Genomic DNA, 18,909 nt, shown 5'->3' on the forward strand with positions numbered 1-18,909 from the left:
CACCGATACGGGAACAGGTGCGCGCGCGCGGCTTTGATAGCGTGTGAGCGCACCTTTTTCCTGGATCCGGCCCGAACCGTGGGGCGTGCATGTCGTCCCTGCAGATTGCTGGATCGATCCGGGCCGCGCTGTGGACCGCGCGCTTGTTACCCACGGCCATGCTGATCACGCACGCGGCGGCCACGGTGAAACCTTCGCCACGCCAGAGACGCTCGCCATCATGGCATTGCGATACCGGACAGGCATAGCCGATGACAGCGGGGAGATCCCGACCAAAGCGGTGCCGGTTGAATATGGCGAGACGATCCGTTTGGCCGGCGGCGTTGATGCGACATATATCCCGGCAGGACACGTTCTGGGCAGCGCGCAAATCCTGCTTGAGCACGCTGGCGAGCGCGTCGTCATTACCGGCGATTACAAGCGGCGGGCCGACCCCACGTGTGCCCCGTTCAAGGTAACGCCCTGCGATATCTTCATCACCGAGGCGACTTTCGGCCTGCCAGTGTTCAGCCATCCGCCGATCGCAGACGAGATGGACAAACTGCTGGGCGCGCTTTGCGATGCGCCCGATGGCAGCGTGCTGGTCGGCGCCTATGCTCTTGGCAAGGCGCAGCGGGTGATCGCGGAACTGCGCGCGGCGGGTCACACAGCGCCAATCTACCTTCACGGCGCGATGGAGAAAATGTGCCGCCTGTATGAAGATCACGGCGTCGATCTGGGTGAATTGCGGCTGGTGTCAGACCATGAGAAAGACACCATGCGCGGCAGCATAATTGTCGCCCCGCCCAGCGCGCTCAATGACAGGTGGAGCCGCCGCGTGCCCGATCCGATCACCGCGATGGCGAGCGGGTGGATGCGCGTTCGCGGACGCGCGCGCCAGCGCGGTGTCGAATTGCCGCTGATAATTTCCGACCATGCCGATTGGGGTGAGCTTACCCGGACGATTGACGAAGTTGACCCGCAAGAAGTCTGGGTCACCCACGGGCGAGAGGCTGCCTTGCTGCGCTGGTGCGAGCTTGGCCAACGAAAAGCGCGCGCGCTTGCATTGGTCGGGCGCGAGGAAGAGGACGAATAATGGAGGAGTTCGCCGCCCTACTCGACACGCTCGTCTACACCACCAGCCGCAATCGCAAGCTGGCGCTGATTGCCGACTACCTGCGCTCTACGCCCGATCCTGATCGCGGCTGGGCGCTGGCCGCGCTGACCGGTGAGCTTGATTTTCCAGCGGTCAAATCCTCGACCATTCGCAATTTGATGATAGACCGGGTTGATCCGGTGTTGTGGACCCTCAGCCGCGATTTTGTAGGCGATACAGCGGAAACGGCGAGCCTGCTGTGGCCCGAACCCGATACGCGCGATGGCGACATCCCCAGCGTGGCGCAGGTGGTAGAGATGCTCACCGCCCTCAACCGCAACACCGCGCCTAAAGAACTGCCCAAATTGCTCGACCGGCTGGATGCGAATGGCCGCTTTGCACTTATCAAGCTGGCCACCGGCGGTATGCGGATCGGCATCTCCGCGCGGCTTGCAAAAACGGCATTTGCGCAAGCGTTTGATGTTTCTATCGAAGAGGTCGAGGAATATTGGCACGCGCTGGATGCGCCCTATCCTGAACTGTTTGCGTGGGGCGCGGATGGCGGCAATCCGCCGGATGTGTCGAGCCGCCCCCGGTTTCGCCCGTTCATGCTGGCGCACCCGCTTGAGGAAAACACGGTCGATCTCGCTGACTATGCTGCCGAGTGGAAATGGGACGGCATTCGCGTGCAATTGGTCCGGGTCGGCGGCGAAACACGGCTCTATTCGCGCAGCGGAGACGATATTTCGGCCAGCTTTCCCGAGCTTCTGGACGTGCTGCCAATCGACGCCGTGCTTGACGGGGAATTACTGGTGCGAGGGTCATCGCAGGGCGGTGAAGAGGGCGGCGCGGCTAGTTTCAATGCGCTTCAGCAGAGGCTCGGGCGCAAGACGGTTTCCAAGAAAATGCTCGCCGAAGCGCCTGCATTTGTACGGCTCTACGATGCGCTGCTGATCGAAGATGACGATCTGCGGGAGCATCCGTGGACGCAGCGCCGCGAGGCACTGGAAACGTTGATGGAGCGCCTGCCCGCAAGCCATTTTGACATCTCCGCCGTGGTCGAGGCGCGCGACTTTGATCATCTGGCGGAAATTCGCGAGGGCGCGCGCGAGGATGCGATTGAAGGCTTGATGCTGAAACGCCGCGACAGTCCCTACATCGCCGGACGCAAGGTTGGGCTGTGGTACAAATGGAAACGCGATCCGCTGCTGATCGACGCGGTGATGATGTATGCGCAGCGCGGCAGCGGGAAACGGTCTAGCTTTTATTCCGATTACACTTTTGGCTGCTGGGACGGCGATCCCGACGCAGGCGCGGAATTGCTTCCAGTGGGCAAGGCCTATTCCGGCTTCACTGATGCCGAGCTTAAAAAGCTGGACAAGCTGGTGCGCCAGACAACGCTCAACCGTTTCGGCCCGGTGCGCGAAGTTGAACGCTCGCTGGTTTTTGAAGTCGCGTTTGACAGTGTCCACACGTCAAAACGGCATAAATCGGGGCTCGCCATGCGCTTTCCGCGTATCCACCGCATCCGCTGGGACAAACCGGTTCACGAAGCGGACCGGATCGAAAGCCTGCGCGCGCTGATCCGGGATTAATGGCGGCGCAGGGCGCGCGGCAGGATCACGCCAGCCCGCACTCAAACACCGCAATCGCGTGCTGTTTGGCATTTTCAGCATAGTGGGTCACGCCCATCCGCATTCCCGCAATGGCCGCGTCGGATAGCTCCTTCATCGGCTTGGCCGGGCGGCCTGCCCATAGCATCCGGTCCTCCATCACCTTGCCTTCTGTCAGCATCGCTCCGGCGGCCAGCATTGCGTCCGATCCGATCACCGATTTGTTCATCGCGATCGCGCCAAGTCCCACAAAACCGCGATCCAGGATGGTGCAGCCATGGACCATTGCCATGTGTCCGATCAGCACATCGTCGCCGATGATGAGCGGCGAGCCGTCCTCATCTCCCGGACGCGGCGGATCGCAATGGAGGACACTGCCATCTTGCACATTGGTGCGCTCTCCAATGCGGATTTTAAAAACGTCTGCGCGCAGCACGCAATTGTACCAGATGGAGCTGCCAGCCCCGATCTCGACATCGCCGATAATGGTCGAACCGGGCGCGACAAATGCGGTCTCGTGGATATGCGGCGTCTTGCCGTGGATCGGAATGATGTTCACGCCGGGGCGATACATTTGCGGCTCTCCCATTGATGTTTACCAAGCGAATACTGGATCGTCGGATTATCCGCATCCGAAAATGCGGGATCGCTGAAATCAAGGTCGCGTCGCCGCGTCAGGCCAAGCTTTTCCATCAGCTTCCAGCTGCCGGTGTTCGCCTCTGATGTCAGCGCAACGACGTGCGGCGCGGCTATGGCTGGCCCGAAAGCCCATTCTATCACGCTGCGCATCGCTTCGTAAGCGTACCCGCGGCGCCAGCGATCTTCGCTCACCAGCCAGCCAATTTCGTGATCGCCGATATTGGGCGCGTGGGTATTATCGACCCGCTTCAATCCGCAATGGCCGACAAGATCGCCCGTCGCCTTTTCGATCATCATCATAAAGCCGAAGCCTTCGCGGGCAAAGCTGGCCATGGTGCACGCATGTTTCGCTTCGATCTCGTGAAGCTCCTTCACGCCGCCCAGATGCTCCATCACGCGCGCAGTGTTCAGCAATTGGTCCTGCAATTGCGCATCACCCTCCGAAATACGGCGCAAAACAAGCCGCTCCGTCTCAAGCACCAGGTCACCCATTGATGATCGCCCAGTCATCCCGGTCAATTGAATAGACGATGATCGTCGCGGTTTCCGGGTCAAAATCGGCATTGGCAAAATCGAGGTCTTCGCGCCGGATCATGCCCAAGCGTTTCATCAGTCCCCAGCTTGGCGAATTGCGTTCAACGGTCAGGGCGATGACTTCCGCTGCGCCAAACTGTCCGAACGCCGCATCTAAAGACGCCGTCGCCGCTTCCTTGGCATAGCCGCAGCCCCACGCATCTTCGCGCAGCCGCCAGCCGACCTCCATCATGCCCATCGGTCCGCCCGCCTGATTGCTGCGTTTCAGCCCGCAAAATCCGAGGATTGCGCCATCTTCCTTGCGCTCTACCGCCCAGGATGTGTGGCCGTGCTGCTGACGGTAGCTTTCCAGCCGCCCGCGCGCAGATGACATGCCGTCCTCGTCCAGAACCCCGCCGAGCCATCGCATGACAGCCGGCGTATTCGTGCTCTGCCAAAACTCTGCCCAATCTTCCTGCCGCCAGTCTCGCAGGATCAGGCGCGGCGTCTCCAACCGGAATTCAGCCATTGAGGATGCGCGCGGCGACCGGCGCGTGATATGTCAGCACGCCGCTGCACCCGGCGCGTTTGAACGCGATCAGTTTTTCCATCAGCAAAGCATCACGATCACCGATACCGGCGGCCTGCGCAGCCTCGATCATCGCGTATTCGCCGCTTACCTGGTAAGCGAAGACTGGCACGCCAAATTGCTGTTTTACACGGTAGATAATGTCGAGATAGGCAAGGCCGGGTTTTACCATCACGCTGTCCGCACCCTCTGCAATGTCCATTTCAACCTCGCGCAGGGCCTCATCACTGTTGGCCGGGTCCATCTGGTAGGTTTTCTTGTCACCTTTCAGCAGACCGCCTGATCCCACTGCATCGCGAAATGGTCCGTAAAACGCGCTGGCGTATTTTGCTGCGTAACTCATGATCTGGACGTTCGGATGGCTGCCCATTTCCAGCGCCATACGGATCGCGTGGATGCGGCCATCCATCATATCCGAAGGGGCGATGATATCCGCGCCCGCCTCTGCCTGATTGATCGCCTGATCGACCAGCGCGGCGACTGTATCATCGTTGGTGACATACCCTGCGTCGTCGAGCAGACCGTCCTGACCGTGACTGGTATACGGATCGAGCGCAACGTCGGTAAGAACGCCGATGTCATCACCGCACGCATCTTTGATCGCGCGGATTGCGCGGCACATCAGATTGTCGGGATTATGCGCCTCTTCGCCCCTATCACTGCGCTTGTCAGCGGGCGTATTGGGAAACAGGGCGATCACCGGGATGCCAAGCGAGACCGCTTCTTTTGCACGGGCGGCGATGCCATCGACCGACCAACGCGAAACGCCCGGCAGCGTCGCAACCGGGTCTTCGACGCCGCTGCCCTCGGTAACGAATAACGGCCAGATGAGATCGGTCGGCGTCAGCAGGGTCTCGCGGTGGAGCGCGCGGCTCCATCTGCTTGCACGAGTGCGGCGCAGCCGCGTATTGGGATATTTTGCCGTCATGCGCGCATGTCTAGCCGCATTTGCAGCGGGCCTGCAATCACTTGGATGGCGCGCACCGGCGAGCGGTGAAGCAGAAAGCTAATCCGCCCGGCTAGCGAGGTTGATTTTCTCGATCTCGCGCAGCGGCTCCTCGGTTTCTTCAGGCCGCTTTTCCAGATCGGCAAGGGCAGCGCCCACCTCGACCTCTTTCAATTTTATCAGCTGACGTTTAAAATCAATCAGCTCTGTCCCTGACAACTGCGCGCGGGTCACGAACTTAACGCTGGCGGGATTGATCGACCTGCCGCCGCGATACATCTCGTAATGAAGATGCGGACCGGTCGAAAGCCCGGTGGAGCCGACATAGCCGATCACCTGACCTCGCCGCACCTGCTGGCCGCGGCGCACAGACATGCGGCTCATATGGCAATAGCGCGTCGACAAATTCCCGCCATGGTTCAGCCGAACCGCGATACCGCAGCCGCCCATCCGGCCCGCCCCGCTGACGGTGCCATCGGTAACAGCCACAATTGGAGTGCCGCTCCGCGCTCTGAAGTCGAGCCCTGCGTGCATTCGGCGATAGCCCAGGATCGGGTGACGGCGCATGCCATAGCGCGAGGAGATACGCCCCGGCACTGGGGCGAGCAGGCCGCCGCGCTGTTCGCCGACGCCGGATGCTTCGTAAAAGCGGCCCTCATCACCCCAACGCATCAGCTGTGTCTTGGGCTCTCCTGCGCGGTCAATCCCGGCAAAGAGCAATTGTCCGGCCTGCCGCTCGCCAGTCGCGGCCCGGCGGTAAGACAGGATGATGTCAAATTCATCGGAGGAACGGACCTCGCGGTCCATATTGATCTGGTTGTCGAGCGCCTTGATATATTCCTGCACGGCAGTGGCGGGAACACCGGCTGATCGCATGGAGCGATAAATGCTCTGCCCGACCTTGCCGCGAACGCGCAGCGGCGTGTCGTCGACGCGAATGAAATTGCGCTGCAGCGCCAGTGATCCGCCTTGGCCGGTTTCCGCGTCCGCGCCGTTTCGCCCGACCTCCAGTTCCAGGTCGAAACGCGCGCGGAATTTCAATTCATCAAGCGGACGCGGCGCCCCTTGTGCTGCCCTGCGCCCCAGCACGATATCGATCTGCGTTCCGGGGCGGATTTCAGACAAAGGCATCGCCTCGTTCACCAGCGTGCTGACCCGGTCGATATCGCTGCGCGAAACGCCCGCGCGGCGCAGCATCGTGGCAAAACTGTCGCCCGGCGCGAGGGTCGCCACCAAGTCGATTTGCGGACGTTCGGGCGCGCTAGCAAGCGGGATAACCTTGTCCGTTGGCCCCATCCGCCGCCCGCTATCGGCCCCGAAAGCCAGCGGTGTAATCATCTGGCTTCGCAATTCCTGTTGCACCTGATCATCTTGCGGCATGGCCGCGCGCGCCTCAAGCGGGGCAAAATCGGGCCAGAAAGCCAATGCCGCCGCACCAAGAGCCAGCATCGTGCCCAATCCCCTGAACCACCGGCGGCTCCCGATATTCTCCGCAAGGTCCGGTGTCAGGTCGAGTTCGCCCAGACGCTGTCCTGCGGCCAGCTTCCATTCGTCATAACGCTCCCCCACTCCGCTTACGCGGGTGATTACGCGCTTTTTTGCCCGCTGTGCGCCGGTGGGTCCGGCCATCTGTTTGGAATTGCGGAAATACGGCAGGATTGCGCGCGCAGTTTCATCGGCGGCCTGCCGTTCGTCGGCAGGCTCCGTGCCATCTTCGTTGTGCGGAAAGTCACCGCCGATGTCGCGTGCGTGGTCCAAAGCGTCTTTCTCCGCGAGGCGCTGTGCGCTCGCTGCGTTGCACATGGCGGAAAACCTTGGGCGAACAAAGTAAATGACGCCTTAACCAACGCCGAAGCGACTCATGCCTGCGACCAGCCGTTGCTGCAAGCGGGCGGCGCGCGCAAACACGGCCATTGCTCCGCCCGGCCAAGCCTGACAAAAGCCGCTGGTGAACGGAAATACGAGCGATTCCAAAGTCCGGGCGGTGCTCGGCCCCACTAACACCGGCAAAACGCACCTCGCGATTGAGCGGATGTGCGGCCATTCGAGCGGTATGATGGGGTTCCCGCTGCGTCTGCTGGCGCGCGAAGTTTATGACCGTGTGCGCGCTATAAAGGGCGATGATGCTGCCGCGCTCATCACCGGGGAACAGCGGATTGAACCGCCGAATGCGCGCTATTTCTGCTGCACGATGGAGGCGATGGACCGTTTGGGCGGCGGCCATGCTTTCGTCGCCATAGATGAAGCGCAAATCGGGGCCGATCCCGAGCGCGGGCATATTTTCACCGACCGATTGCTGAATGCGCGTGGGCGCGAGGAAACGATGATCCTCGGTTCAGCGACGCTCCAGCCGATTGTAAAAGCGTTGATCCCCGGCGCTGAAATGGTCGAGCGGCCGCGCTTTTCCACGCTGACACATGCCGGGACGGCCAAGTTGTCCAGACTGCCGCCGCGCAGCGCGGTTGTCGCCTTTTCGGTCGAGCAGGTCTACGCCATGGCAGAGGCGCTAAGGCGGTTTCGCGGCGGCGCTGCGGTGGTAATGGGCGCACTTTCACCGGAAACACGCAACAAACAGGTGGAATTGTTCCAAAACGGTGAGGTCGATTATATCGTCGCGACCGACGCGATTGGCATGGGTCTTAACCTTGATCTCAACCACGTCGCGTTTGCCGCGCTTACGAAATTCGATGGACAACGCAAACGGCGACTGATCCCGGCTGAAATGGCGCAGATCGCAGGCCGCGCCGGTCGGCACCAGCGCGACGGCAGCTTTGGCACGCTGACAGGCGGCGGCAGCCGGTCGGGCGCTCCGCTGGAGTTTACCGAAGAAGAGATCTTCGCAATCGAGGAGCACAAGTTTGCTCCGCTGACGAAACTTTACTGGCGTGAGGCGGAGCCGCGCTTTGACACGGTTCCGGTGCTGATCGGCGATCTTGAAAGCAGGCCGCGGCACGATGTTCTGCGCGGCGCGCCCCAGGCCATCGATCTTGCGGTGCTCAAACGCCTTGCAGAGGAACCGCTGGCAAAATCCGTTCGCGGCAGCGGATTGGTGCGCCGGTTCTGGGAGGCATGCTCACTCCCCGATTTCCGGCAGGTGGGCGTCGATCCGCATGCCCGGTTTGTCGCAAGGTTGTGGCAGGATCTTTGTGAAGGGTATCTTGGTGCGGATTTCGTGGCCGCCCGCATTGCCGAACTGGACCGGACAGGCGGCGATATTGACACTTTGCAGGGGAGGATAGCCGCGATCCGATCCTGGGCCTATATCTGCCAGCGACCCGACTGGGTGCTGGCGCGCGACGAAATGGCTGCGCGGGCGCGCGCAGTCGAAGCAAAGCTATCCGATGCGCTCCACGCGCGGCTAACCGAACGCTTTGTCAACCGAAGGACGACGATACTGATGAAATCGCTTGGGCAGGATGCCAGCGCACTACCCGTTACACTCGAAGCCGATGACCGCCTGACTGTCGAAGAGGAACCGATTGGCAAGCTCGACGGGTTCCGGTTTGTGGTTGACCCCGATGCGGGCGTTGCAGATCGCAAAATGCTGCTCGCCGCCGGGGAAAAGGCGCTTCCGGGAATACTCGCACAGCGGGCTGACTGGTTGCTTGCCGATGGTATGTCCGAACTGGCGATAGAGCGCGGTTCGATCACGTGGCAGGGCCGCCGGCTGGCAGACATCGCGATGCCGGACGATTTCAGCACGCCGCGCCTCTCGCTCACCCGCGACATCGCGTTGCTTGCGGAGCCTGCGCGCAGCCGCCTCGAATCTGGTTTGACCGATTGGCTCGACAAAAAGCTGGAGCCACTTTTGCCGCTGCGCAAACTTGCCGAGGCGGCGCGCAATCCAGAGGCCGGGTCGCAGGCACGCGCGCTGCTTATAACGCTGATCGACGCGCGCGGCGTGATCAGCCGCGAAAAAGCGGGGCTGGAGCATCTGCCTAAGGAAATGCGCCCCTTCCTGCGCAAACTGGGCGTGAACTTTGGCGCGCTCGACATTTTTGCCGGCGCTCTGCTCAAACCTGCGCCGCGCCAGCTGTTGAACGCGCTCGGCCTGGATAAACGGCCTTTGCAAGACGCGATGCTGCCCGTGATTGCGGAGGCAAAGCCGCTGCCAGCGGGATATCGCCCTGCCGGTTCGCAAGCGATCCGCGTCGATCTGGCAGAGAAGATTCTTCGCGCCGCTTTCGATGCGAGAGCCAAGGCTTCGGGTAAGGCGGCGAAAGAGCGCAACGTGCGCTTCAGGATCAATCTCGCTTTGCCAATCTCAATCGGGCTTCAGGAAGAAAACGCCCGCCGCCTGCTTGGCAGTGCAGGTTTCAAGGTTCAGCGGGTACGCACGCTCGCAGACGGCGCACACGGCCCTGCAGTGCCCGATAGCTGGACCTGGCGGCCGCGCCGACCCGGAGAGCGCATCGCCAAAAGCCGCAATGAAGAACGGCGCGACAGGAATGGCGGGCGCAAAGATGCAAAGAATGAGGGCCGAAAGCGCTCGGCAAAACAGGGATCGAAGCCGGGCGATGCACCCCGCAAAAAGCCGCAGGTTGATACCGGTCCGGCGCGCGCCAGCGGCGCTTTTGACGGGCTGGCCGATCTTTTGGGCAGATGACGCAAAGCGTGCAGGACATCGAAGGCGAACCAGCACTCCGACTGGACCGTCTGCTCGTTTACCTGCGCTTTGCCCGCACACGCTCCGCTGCCCATGCCATGATCGAAAAGGGCGCGCTGCGCCATAACCGGCACCACGTCCGCCGGGCGAGCGAAGCTGTAAAAGTCGGTGATGTGCTGACCTTGGCGCAGGGCGAAGATATTCGAATTGTCGAAATCCTGTCTTTGCCCAACCGGCGCGCATCACCTGCCGCAGCAAAGGCGCATTACCGCGAACACAGCCGCGCATGAAGATCAGGTGCGCACCTGCATACTTTAGATGACTTGACCCACGCGGCTAAATCGACATAGCAGACGCGCAAACACGGACAATTGTCGAAAGCTTTTTTAATGACCTACGTCGTCACCGATGACTGCATCAAATGCAAATACACCGATTGCGTCGAGGTGTGCCCAGTAGACTGTTTCTACGAGGGTGAGAACATGCTGGTCATCAATCCCAGCGAATGCATCGATTGCGGCGTTTGTGAACCGGAATGCCCGGCAGAAGCAATCCTGCCGGACACCGAAGATGGCCTCGAAAAATGGCTTGAGTTGAACACCAAGTTTTCAGCCGAATGGCCGAACATCACGAGCCAGAAAGAACCGCCCGCCGATGCTGATGAGCATAAGGGCGAAAAAGGCAAATTCGAAAAATACTTCAGCGAAGAGCCTGGCGAAGGCGACTAGGCCCGCTTCGTCCAAAGTCAGGAACAGGTGAGGCTGCACTCGGTTTGAAGTGCATGCTGTCATTATTCGAAACGTTGAAACGCGCTTTTGCACGCGCGACTGATAACAACACCGGGCTGCTTGCTGCCGGTATCGCCTATTATGGCTTCTTGTCCTTCATGCCGCTGCTCGCCGCGATTGTGCTGACCTACGGCTTGCTCGTCGACACGCAAACCGTTGCCACACACGTTGCCTCGGCTGCCGAAGCCCTTCCCCCCTCGGCAGGCGAGCTCGTCGGCGAACAGCTCGAAAGTGTTTCGGAAGCGCGCAGCGACACTGCCGGGCTCGCGCTGTTAGCTGCAATAACATTTTCGCTGTTTGGCGCACGGGTCGCCGCAGGTTCTGTCATCTCCGCGCTCAATGTCGCCTTCGAAGCTGAAGAAAGCCGCGGCATCATCCGCAGCAACCTGCTCGCCATCGCAATCACGCTGGGCGTCTTGATTGCGCTCTCGGTTGTCGGCGGCGCCACAGCGTTGGTCTCGTTCGTCTTGGGCGGACAGGGCGGCGCATTCACAAGCTATGCAGTTGTCGGAGCGGCTGGCATTGCCGGGGCAATTTTTGCCTACCGGGTTGTCCCGAACACCCCCGCCATTCCGATGCGAGCCGCGTTTCGAGGCGCAATTCTGTTTGGGCTGGGGTGGATGGCGGCGAGCGCAGGCTTTGGCTTTTATGCCTCCAATTTCGCGAGTTACAATGCCACTTACGGATCCCTGGGTGCGATAGTGGTCTTCCTGACATGGTTATACCTCAGCGCGTATCTGCTGCTGATCGGCGCTCATCTGGCCGCTGATGTCGGCAAGGATACGGGCGCTTGAACTCTGATTCGCAATTTTGTTACGAATATGTTATGTAATGGAACAACCGCATCGGCTGGTCCCGATGCTGGCTGATTAAAACCAGAAAGGCCGCATACCAGCAATCGCATATCAGGATGATTTGAACCCGGCGCTCACGTCCAAGGACAGGGACGGAACGCCGCTGGAACAGTTGTCCCTATGCGCCGCGCAGTACGGCTAAATGAAAGGAATTCGCATGGCAAGCAATGCGCCCGCATTTGTCGTCGGAGATTACGTCGTTTACCCAAAGCACGGCGTTGGCCGCGTGATCGAGCTTCAGAATGAAGAAATCGCCGGTATGCAGCTGGAACTGTATGTCCTGCGGTTTGAAAAAGAGCGCATGACCCTGCGCGTGCCCATCAACAAGGTTGAATCCATCGGCATGCGCAAGCTGTCTTCGGACAAGACCCTGAAAGAAGCGATGGAAACGCTCAAAGGCAAGCCCAAGGTAAAGCGCACGATGTGGTCGCGCCGCGCCCAGGAATACGAAGCGAAGATCAATTCGGGCGAGATCGTCCTGATTGCAGAGGTCACGCGCGACCTTTTCCGTCCCGATGACCAGCCGGAGCAAAGTTATTCCGAGCGTCAGATTTTCGAAGCGGCGTCCAGCCGTCTCGCCCGCGAACTGGGCGCGATGGAGGAAACCGACGAAGCGACCGCGCTTGAGAAAATCCTGGAAGTCCTGCGCGAACACGCTCCGCAATATTACAACAATGAAGAGGATGACAGCTAAAGGCTGCTTCCCTCATCGACCTTTTAAAGGGCCGCTCCTGACGGGGCGGCCCTTTCCGTTTCAGCTATCGGCTCGCACCCGGCCGTGCCGGGACCACCTTGACCTCCGATATTGGTGTATTATATCACCAATACGCCTCGCGGCGAATGTCGCGATCCGGTCAGGTAAATGTGGAGGTACAATTATGATCCAGCGGATTTTGAAAGGTCTTGCGCCGATTGCCGCGCTCGCAATGGGGGCCAGCCTCGCCGGCTGCGATGGCATGGATGTTACGATCAACGGTAAGGAGGGCGTGCCGCTTTCCGAACTCGACATGACCGGCGCCGCCCCTACCGCGCTTGTCGTCACGACCAATGCCACAGTTGTCGTAACCGAAGGGGATGCGCTTTCAATTTCGGTCGAAAACGATCCTGAGAACGCCTTGCGCTTTGTACTGGATGACGAAACCATCGGCGTGACCAGCGATCCCGATCTGGAGATCAAGGATGGCAAGGCTGTCGTCACGGTCACAATGCCTGCTCCGCACTCCATTGTCATAGGCGGATCAGGATCTGTCGAAACGCAAAGCGTCGGGACTAATCCGTCGCTGGCAATCGGCGGTTCCGGGTCGATCGTGATCGATCAAATCGCTGCAGAAACGCTTGAAATTGCGATTGGCGGATCAGGCTCCGTAATCGGCGCAGGCACGGCCGAACAATTGGAAATAAGCATTGGCGGCAGCGGCAGTGTCGACCTCTCCAATTTGAAAGCAGGCAACGCTGAAGTCGCCATCGGAGGATCGGGCGATGTAGCCTTCGCCTCTGACGGGACTGTTGAGGCGAGCATGGCCGGGTCCGGCGATGTCACTGTGACCGGCAATGCGACCTGCACCGAATCGTCCATTGGCAGCGGCACGCTGACTTGCGCACCCGGCGCGTAGCGCGAGCCAGCAGAGAATTCTGCTGCGGCTGAAGAGGCATAACTGCGCCCCGCCCCCGATCAGCTGATCGAAGCCAGCTTGCAATCCAGACAAGAGCGCGCAAGGTATCAGCCATGCGCGCTCTTCCTGTCTTCACCGTAAGCATTGCCGCTCTTTCCCTGTCGGGCTGTCTCGCCAGAACCGCTGTCGATGTGGTCACCGCTCCGGTGCGTGTCGGCGCGAAGGCTGTCGATCTCGCCACGACAAGCCAATCCGAAGCGGACGAGAAGCGCGGGCGCGATATTCGCAAGCGCGAAGAAGAGCTGGGCAAGCTTGAGCGCAAATATGACAAGCAGATCGCCGAATGCCGCGAAGGTGACGATGATGCGTGTGACGAGGCCCAGGAAAGCTATGCCGAGATGCAGGCGATACTTCGCACGATACCAGCTGAACCCGACACCAATTAATCAGCCGGTGCAGCCGCGCGCCGCAAACGATCATTGATTGCGCGCCCAATACCTGTGTCTGGGACAGGGGCCACAGCAATGCGCGGCTTATCAGATGCTGCGGCCAGGTGTAGGCATTCGTAAAGGTTGGCCGCCGCTTCCTCCAGCATCCCCGCAGATGACAGCGTGCAGTCGCCAGCCCATCTGCCAAACCCGATAGAAAACTCGTCTGGCGCGACTTTTTGCACGTCGAGCCTGACCGGCTTTCCCGGCGCATAATGGCTGGCGAGCTGGCCCGGCGCTTCGACCCGATCATCTGCGGGATCGCTGTGTATTTTTTGCGGAAGCCCCGTTTCAAAATAGTGCCGGTGCAGCGCATCAAGATCGACCGGGCCGGGCCGAAGCTCCTCCCACACACCGCCGTCACGGATCGCGAGAATGGTCGATTCAACTCCTTGCGCCGCCGGACCGCCGTCCAGAACAAGGTCGACCTTTCCATCCAGCGTCTCAAGCACGTGCTGCGCGGTTGTCGGGCTGATAAATCCGCTGCGATTGGCCGATGGCGCGGCCAGCGGGAAATCGACCTGCTCAAGCAGAGCGCGCATCACAGGATGGGCCGGACAGCGCAGCGCCACAGTATCAAGGCCCGCCGTAACCGCCTTGGCCAGAGCAGCATCAGGCAGCGCCGGGACAACCACAGTTAGCGGACCCGGCCAATGGATCATCACCGCCGCCTCTGCCGATGTATCCCACACAGCATAACGCCGGGCCTGATCTTCGTCGCGGATGTGGACGATCAACGGGTTGAAATCCGGCCTTCCCTTAGCAGCATAAATCCGCGCCACCGCGTCCGGGCTATCTGCCCGCGCGGCAAGGCCGTAAACCGTCTCTGTCGGCACAGCGACCAGCCCGCCGGATTCGAGGATTTTCGCCGCGCGCGCGATTCCCGCAGCATCGGCCAGCACCACTTCCGTAACGTCCTTGTCGCTCATGCGATGGTCGCTATATTCTGTAACAGGCGCTGCCAAGCAAAAGGCGCTCTCCCGCATTTTACCGCGACCCAATCAACAGGACGATACCCGCCCGTGACACCCTATACTCCCCCCACCCAGGATCAGCTGCTTGCCATTCGCGTCAATGCCGGGATCGAGGAAATCGCCAAAAGCGAAAAATTCGCCCATGCGGAGCCAGACCTTGTCGAAGCCATCGTCGAAGGCGTGGGCCAATTCGCTGCCGGAGAGTTCGCGCCGCTGAACCGCATCGGCGATATGGAAGGGGCGAAGCTGGAAAACGGGGTTGTGCGCCTGCCTGACGGGTTCAAGGAAGCGTATGATGAATACGTTGCCCAGGGCTGGAATTCGATTGCCAGTTCAGCGGATTTTGGCGGTCAGGGTCTGCCCTTCACGCTTTCATGCAATGTGTTGGAAAACCTTGGCGCGGCGAACATGGCGTTCAACCTGTTGCCGATGCTGTCGGTTGGCGCGATTGAGGCGCTGGAACATCACGGCAGCAAAGACCAGCAATCGAAATATCTTCCCGATCTGATTTCGGGCAGGTGGTCGGGCACGATGAACCTGACAGAGCCGGCGGCCGGCAGCGATGTCGGCGCATTGCGATCCACGGCCGAGCCGATTGAAGACGGCGAACATGCGGGCAAATACCGCATCACCGGACAGAAAATTTACATCACTTGGGGCGAGCATGAACTGGCGGACAATATCATCCATCTCGTCCTCGCGCGGCTGCCAGATGCGCCAGAGGGTTCGCGCGGAATTTCGCTCTTTCTCGTGCCGAAATATCACGTCAACGACGATGGCTCATTGGGCAATCGCAACGATCTGCGCTGCGTCAGCCTTGAACACAAACTCGGCATCAATGCGTCACCGACGTGCGTGATGAGCTACGGTGACAATGGCGAATGTATTGGTGAGCTGGTCGGGCATGAGAATCGCGGCCTGATGGCGATGTTCACGATGATGAACAATGCGCGCATCAATGTCGGCAATCAGGGCAATCAGATCGCTGAACGGGCAACACAGCAGGCGCTGTATTATGCGGCGGACCGGGTCCAGTCGGCACGCGCCGGATCGCCCGACAAGTCGCCCGTTTCGATTATTGAACATCCTGATGTTCGCCGCATGATTCTGCGGATGAAAGCCCTCACCGAAGGCTGCCGTGCCCTGCTGTATTACTGTGCCGGCCAGGTCGATCGCGGCACTATCGGCCATGAGCATGCGAAAAACCGGGCGGAAATCCTCGTCCCGCTGCTAAAAGCGTGGGGCACCGATATTGGCGTAGAGGTCGCTGGCATCGGAATTCAGGTCCACGGCGGCATGGGCTTCGTCGAGGAAACCGGAGCCGCCCAGCATTGGCGCGATTCGCGAATTGCTCCGATTTATGAGGGCACAAACGGTATTCAGGCAGCAGATCTGGTCACGCGCAAACTTGGCCTGGAAGGCGGAGAGGCGATGATCGGCCTGTTCGAAGAGATCGCCCGTGACGCTGTCAAAGAACCTGCGCTGGCGGGCCTCGCTGCGGATTGCGCCGAAATCGCGCGCTGGATGCGCGATGAGGCAAGCCTGGACGATAGGCTTGCGGGGAGTGTGCCGTTCTGCACGATGGCGGCGGTCGCTGTTGCAGCGTGGCAGCTCATGAAACAAAGCGAAGCCGTGGCAGCAGGCGCCGCGCCCTCTCTCGCCGAGACAAAGCCTGTCACCGCACGCTTTTTCATTGATCGCATAGTGCCGGAGGCCAATGGCCTGAAAGCGGGCGCCATTGCGGGTGCGGATTTGCTCTATACCTTGCCAAGCGACAAGCTCGCCGGATGATCCAGCGCAAATGAACAAGGGGCGTGATCCGCTGGAGCGTATTGCCAATGCGCTTGAACGGCTCGCGCCCTCTGCCCCGCCCGCGACCAATTGGCTCTCTGCGCCCGCCTATGTGTGGGAAGGGTCTGGCGCGCGCGAGGTGGGCGATCTGACAGCCTTGCCGCTGTCGCTATTGCGCGGAATCGACGATCAGAAAACGCGGGTGCATGACAATGTCGCGCGGCTTGCCACCGGCAGTGCGGCGCATGACATGCTGTTATGGGGCGCGCGGGGCATGGGCAAATCCGCATTGCTGCGCGCTGCGGTAAAGCAGGTTCAGGATGGTGCGCCCGGTGCGCTGGGACTGGTGCAGATCGCACCCGATGCGCTTGATACCCTGCCGCGCCTGTTTGAGAGCCTGTCGGCAGCAGAGCGCAAATTCGTGATCTTCATCGACGATCTGGGTTTCGCCGATAACGATGCGGTCGGTCCGCGCAGGCTAAGAAGCTGGCTCGAAGGCGGGGTCGAGGCGCGATCCTCCAATTGCCGTCTGGCAGTCACCGCGAACAGAAGAGCGATCCTCGCCCGGCAAGCGTCAGAGCAAGATCCCGATAGCGGCGATGCCGCGCTGAACCCCCGCGATGCGGTGGATGACAAGCTTGCGCTGGCGGATCGCTTCGGACTTTCAGTCGGATTTCACCCATGCGACCAAAGCGATTATCTCAAAATAGTGCGCGGCTATACTGATCCACTTGGCCTCGATTTCACAGACGCAGACGCGCTGGAATGGGCATCGCGTAGGGGACAGCGTTCGGGCCGGACTGCGTTGCAGTTCGTGGTGGAACTGGCAGGCCGCGCTGGGATCGCTCTGTAATTCGCTACCCAACGCGCCTTACTGTGCTTGCCCGCCCTGCCTGCGAAGGTAATCCTCTTCAAATGTCGCCCTGGGATCGCGCAATTCGCGCTGGGGCGGCAATGCTTCACCGCTGAGCCGTTCGGGTGCCGCGCCCGGCTCAGCATTCGGTGAAACAGCGCGCCAGATAATACCCGCCGTGTCATCAGAGACGAGCAAAGACCCGTCACCGGCCCACTCAACCCAAGTCGGACGCCCTTTGGTCGTGCCATCGTCGTTCAGGAACCCGCCCAGCAGCTCAACCGGTTTTCCGACCGGATTTCCGCGCTCATCAAAATCGACATAGACCACGTCGTATCCCGACGGCGGCTTGCGGTTCCACGATCCGTGGCGCGCGATGAATGCGCCGTTGCCAAATTCTTCGCCCATCATGTGCCCATCTTTTGTAAAGACAAGCCCGAGTGCCGCGACATGCGGGCCGACGGCGTAGACCGGGTTGCGGGTGTATTCCATCAGGAACGCGGGCATCGGTGCCTCGACCCGGCGGTCAATGTTGTTCTTATAATAAAGCCACGGCCAGCCATATTGCGCCCCGATGGGGACGTTGGTCAGGTAATCGGGCACCAGGTCAGAACCAAGCATGTCCCGCTCATTCACGGTGGTCCAAAGCTCTCCCGACCACGGGCTGAAATCCATACCGTTGGGGTTACGGAGGCCAACCGCAAACTGGCGCTGGCGATCAGTGAGCAGGTTGTATTCCCATATCATTGCGCGGCCGGTTTCGATTTCCATGCCGCTTTCGCCGATATTGCTTACGGAGCCTACGGCTATATAAAGTGCCTCACCGTTTGGGTCGATCTCCATGTTCCGCATCCAGTGCCCGCCGCCGGGCGGCAAATCCATCAGTTTGCGCCCTTCACCGTTCACCGCATCACCGCCCAGTTCGTAATCGAAAGCGAGAACGGCATTGTGGTTGGCAACGTAAAGAGTGCCGTCATTCCAGCTCATGCCAGAGGGGGAATCGAGACCCTCTTCGCGAATAACAGTCTGTATTTCCGCTGTTCCGTCACCATCTGCATCACGCAGCAGCACGATCTGGTTCGCCGAATCGCCAGCCGCGCCCGCTTCGGAAAACAGGTAGGATGCCACCCACCCGCGAATTGTGTCCATGAAGCCGTCTCCGGCGTCGTCCACTTTCGGCGCGCGGGTCAGCGTAACCAAAATATCCCCATTGGGAAGCGCGTAAAGGACCCGAGGATGGTCCAGTCCTTCGGCAAAGCGATTGACGGTTAGCCCATCTGGCGCAGTTGGCAGATCGCCGTCTTCCCATCCGACGGGCTCAGCAATCTGGACCGTCGGAAAACTCTCCGGATCAGGCTCCTCCAGCGTCGGTTCGGTCCCGGCAACTTCATCGACCGACAAGGTCGCGGTGTCTCCGCGCGACAGAACATAAAATGCGATGCCCAGAACGGCGATCAAAACGATGAGAGCGATTGCAAGTTTGCGAAGAATAGCCATGTCTTGCGAAATACAGGCGCGATGCGCTGGCGGCAACAGCGGAAGCGCAAATGGCCTGCGCTGCAAGGAG

Annotated in this window: 18 protein-coding genes; 11 read left to right on the forward strand and 7 right to left on the reverse strand. The window is 60.5% G+C overall.

Annotation, left to right across the window (positions count from 1 at the left end):
- The first annotated feature begins 43 nt into the window (after nucleotides 1-43).
- Both ACGHU1_RS05990 and ACGHU1_RS05995 read left to right on the forward strand, forming a co-directional pair.
- Nucleotides 44-1,075, forward strand: a complete 1,032-nt coding sequence (locus ACGHU1_RS05990) for a ligase-associated DNA damage response exonuclease (protein ID WP_390584553.1) — start codon at nucleotides 44-46, stop codon at nucleotides 1,073-1,075.
- Nucleotides 1,075-2,670 (forward strand): cisplatin damage response ATP-dependent DNA ligase, encoded by a 1,596-nt coding sequence (locus ACGHU1_RS05995; protein ID WP_390584555.1) that lies wholly within the window; start codon nucleotides 1,075-1,077, stop codon nucleotides 2,668-2,670. The genes ACGHU1_RS05990 and ACGHU1_RS05995 overlap by 1 nt, the downstream gene beginning before the upstream one ends.
- A gap of 25 nt (nucleotides 2,671-2,695) precedes the next feature.
- On the opposite strand, the gene ACGHU1_RS06000 is transcribed toward ACGHU1_RS05995, so the two are convergent.
- From ACGHU1_RS06000 to ACGHU1_RS06020, 5 genes are all read right to left on the reverse strand, one after another.
- Complete coding sequence (locus tag ACGHU1_RS06000) at nucleotides 2,696-3,262, reverse strand: gamma carbonic anhydrase family protein (RefSeq protein ID WP_390584558.1); 567 nt, start codon at nucleotides 3,260-3,262, stop codon at nucleotides 2,696-2,698.
- A complete protein-coding gene (locus ACGHU1_RS06005; protein WP_390584561.1) occupies nucleotides 3,244-3,819 on the reverse strand; it encodes a GNAT family N-acetyltransferase in 576 nt (191 codons plus the stop codon). The genes ACGHU1_RS06000 and ACGHU1_RS06005 overlap by 19 nt, the downstream gene beginning before the upstream one ends.
- Nucleotides 3,812-4,369 carry a GNAT family N-acetyltransferase gene (locus ACGHU1_RS06010; protein ID WP_390584563.1) on the reverse strand — a complete coding sequence of 186 codons (558 nt, stop codon included), beginning with the start codon at nucleotides 4,367-4,369 and terminating at the stop codon, nucleotides 3,812-3,814. The genes ACGHU1_RS06005 and ACGHU1_RS06010 overlap by 8 nt, the downstream gene beginning before the upstream one ends.
- Nucleotides 4,362-5,357 (reverse strand): porphobilinogen synthase, encoded by a 996-nt coding sequence (gene hemB / locus ACGHU1_RS06015; protein WP_390584566.1) that lies wholly within the window; start codon nucleotides 5,355-5,357, stop codon nucleotides 4,362-4,364. Before hemB ends, ACGHU1_RS06010 begins: the two co-directional genes overlap by 8 nt.
- 78 nt (nucleotides 5,358-5,435) lie before the next feature.
- A complete protein-coding gene (locus tag ACGHU1_RS06020; RefSeq protein ID WP_390584568.1) occupies nucleotides 5,436-7,178 on the reverse strand; it encodes a peptidoglycan DD-metalloendopeptidase family protein in 1,743 nt (580 codons plus the stop codon).
- A gap of 229 nt (nucleotides 7,179-7,407) precedes the next feature.
- Here ACGHU1_RS06020 and ACGHU1_RS06025 point away from each other — a divergent pair, with 229 nt between their 5' ends.
- The 7 genes from ACGHU1_RS06025 (at nucleotide 7,408) to ACGHU1_RS06055 (ending at nucleotide 13,682) form a co-directional block, all read left to right on the forward strand.
- On the forward strand, nucleotides 7,408-9,981 hold the full coding sequence (locus tag ACGHU1_RS06025) for a helicase-related protein (RefSeq protein WP_390584827.1): 2,574 nt from the start codon (nucleotides 7,408-7,410) through the stop codon (nucleotides 9,979-9,981).
- Nucleotides 9,978-10,271, forward strand: a complete 294-nt coding sequence (locus ACGHU1_RS06030; RefSeq protein ID WP_390584569.1) for a S4 domain-containing protein — start codon at nucleotides 9,978-9,980, stop codon at nucleotides 10,269-10,271. Before ACGHU1_RS06025 ends, ACGHU1_RS06030 begins: the two co-directional genes overlap by 4 nt.
- A gap of 99 nt (nucleotides 10,272-10,370) precedes the next feature.
- Complete coding sequence (gene fdxA, locus ACGHU1_RS06035; protein ID WP_390584572.1) at nucleotides 10,371-10,709, forward strand: ferredoxin FdxA; 339 nt, start codon at nucleotides 10,371-10,373, stop codon at nucleotides 10,707-10,709.
- A gap of 53 nt (nucleotides 10,710-10,762) precedes the next feature.
- Entirely contained in the window at nucleotides 10,763-11,563 is an 801-nt protein-coding gene (locus ACGHU1_RS06040; protein WP_390584575.1) for a YihY/virulence factor BrkB family protein, read from the forward strand.
- 217 nt (nucleotides 11,564-11,780) lie between these two features.
- Nucleotides 11,781-12,317 carry a CarD family transcriptional regulator gene (locus tag ACGHU1_RS06045; protein ID WP_390584578.1) on the forward strand — a complete coding sequence of 179 codons (537 nt, stop codon included), beginning with the start codon at nucleotides 11,781-11,783 and terminating at the stop codon, nucleotides 12,315-12,317.
- Between the two features lie 184 nt (nucleotides 12,318-12,501).
- On the forward strand, nucleotides 12,502-13,236 hold the full coding sequence (locus tag ACGHU1_RS06050) for a GIN domain-containing protein (protein ID WP_390584581.1): 735 nt from the start codon (nucleotides 12,502-12,504) through the stop codon (nucleotides 13,234-13,236).
- A 113-nt stretch (nucleotides 13,237-13,349) separates the two neighbouring features.
- Entirely contained in the window at nucleotides 13,350-13,682 is a 333-nt protein-coding gene (locus tag ACGHU1_RS06055) for a hypothetical protein (protein WP_390584582.1), read from the forward strand.
- Here the strand turns inward: ACGHU1_RS06055 and ACGHU1_RS06060 are convergent.
- The gene (locus ACGHU1_RS06060; RefSeq protein ID WP_390584585.1) at nucleotides 13,679-14,653 is read right to left on the reverse strand and encodes an L-threonylcarbamoyladenylate synthase; all 975 of its coding nucleotides are present in this window, start codon (nucleotides 14,651-14,653) and stop codon (nucleotides 13,679-13,681) included. The two genes, ACGHU1_RS06055 and ACGHU1_RS06060, sit on opposite strands and share 4 nt — an antisense overlap.
- A gap of 93 nt (nucleotides 14,654-14,746) precedes the next feature.
- On the opposite strand from ACGHU1_RS06060, the gene ACGHU1_RS06065 reads away from it, so the two are divergent.
- Nucleotides 14,747-16,489, forward strand: coding sequence for an acyl-CoA dehydrogenase (locus ACGHU1_RS06065; RefSeq protein WP_390584587.1), 1,743 nt, complete (start codon nucleotides 14,747-14,749; stop codon nucleotides 16,487-16,489).
- A 10-nt stretch (nucleotides 16,490-16,499) separates the two neighbouring features.
- A complete protein-coding gene (locus tag ACGHU1_RS06070; protein WP_390584590.1) occupies nucleotides 16,500-17,342 on the forward strand; it encodes a DUF815 domain-containing protein in 843 nt (280 codons plus the stop codon).
- Nucleotides 17,343-17,360: 18 nt separating this feature from the next.
- Here the strand turns inward: ACGHU1_RS06070 and ACGHU1_RS06075 are convergent, their stop codons facing one another.
- On the reverse strand, nucleotides 17,361-18,839 hold the full coding sequence (locus tag ACGHU1_RS06075) for a PQQ-dependent sugar dehydrogenase (RefSeq protein ID WP_390584593.1): 1,479 nt from the start codon (nucleotides 18,837-18,839) through the stop codon (nucleotides 17,361-17,363).
- Between the last annotated feature and the right edge of the window lie 70 nt (nucleotides 18,840-18,909).

This window comes from Erythrobacter sp. MTPC3 (assembly GCF_042854385.1).
GTDB lineage: Bacteria > Pseudomonadota > Alphaproteobacteria > Sphingomonadales > Sphingomonadaceae > Erythrobacter.

Coding starts and splice junctions, on each gene's coding strand:
- ACGHU1_RS06030 (WP_390584569.1), top strand. CDS start 9,978: ATGACGCAAAGCGTGCAGGACATCGAAGGCGAACCAGCACTCCGACTG.
- ACGHU1_RS06045 (WP_390584578.1), top strand. CDS start 11,781: ATGGCAAGCAATGCGCCCGCATTTGTCGTCGGAGATTACGTCGTTTAC.
- ACGHU1_RS06075 (WP_390584593.1), bottom strand. CDS start 18,839: ATGGCTATTCTTCGCAAACTTGCAATCGCTCTCATCGTTTTGATCGCC.
- ACGHU1_RS06020 (WP_390584568.1), bottom strand. CDS start 7,178: ATGTGCAACGCAGCGAGCGCACAGCGCCTCGCGGAGAAAGACGCTTTG.
- ACGHU1_RS06025 (WP_390584827.1), top strand. CDS start 7,408: ATGTGCGGCCATTCGAGCGGTATGATGGGGTTCCCGCTGCGTCTGCTG.
- ACGHU1_RS06050 (WP_390584581.1), top strand. CDS start 12,502: ATGATCCAGCGGATTTTGAAAGGTCTTGCGCCGATTGCCGCGCTCGCA.
- ACGHU1_RS06055 (WP_390584582.1), top strand. CDS start 13,350: ATGCGCGCTCTTCCTGTCTTCACCGTAAGCATTGCCGCTCTTTCCCTG.
- ACGHU1_RS05995 (WP_390584555.1), top strand. CDS start 1,075: ATGGAGGAGTTCGCCGCCCTACTCGACACGCTCGTCTACACCACCAGC.
- ACGHU1_RS06000 (WP_390584558.1), bottom strand. CDS start 3,262: ATGTATCGCCCCGGCGTGAACATCATTCCGATCCACGGCAAGACGCCG.
- ACGHU1_RS06005 (WP_390584561.1), bottom strand. CDS start 3,819: ATGGGTGACCTGGTGCTTGAGACGGAGCGGCTTGTTTTGCGCCGTATT.
- hemB (WP_390584566.1), bottom strand. CDS start 5,357: ATGACGGCAAAATATCCCAATACGCGGCTGCGCCGCACTCGTGCAAGC.
- ACGHU1_RS06040 (WP_390584575.1), top strand. CDS start 10,763: ATGCTGTCATTATTCGAAACGTTGAAACGCGCTTTTGCACGCGCGACT.
- ACGHU1_RS06060 (WP_390584585.1), bottom strand. CDS start 14,653: ATGAGCGACAAGGACGTTACGGAAGTGGTGCTGGCCGATGCTGCGGGA.
- ACGHU1_RS06070 (WP_390584590.1), top strand. CDS start 16,500: ATGAACAAGGGGCGTGATCCGCTGGAGCGTATTGCCAATGCGCTTGAA.
- fdxA (WP_390584572.1), top strand. CDS start 10,371: ATGACCTACGTCGTCACCGATGACTGCATCAAATGCAAATACACCGAT.
- ACGHU1_RS06010 (WP_390584563.1), bottom strand. CDS start 4,369: ATGGCTGAATTCCGGTTGGAGACGCCGCGCCTGATCCTGCGAGACTGG.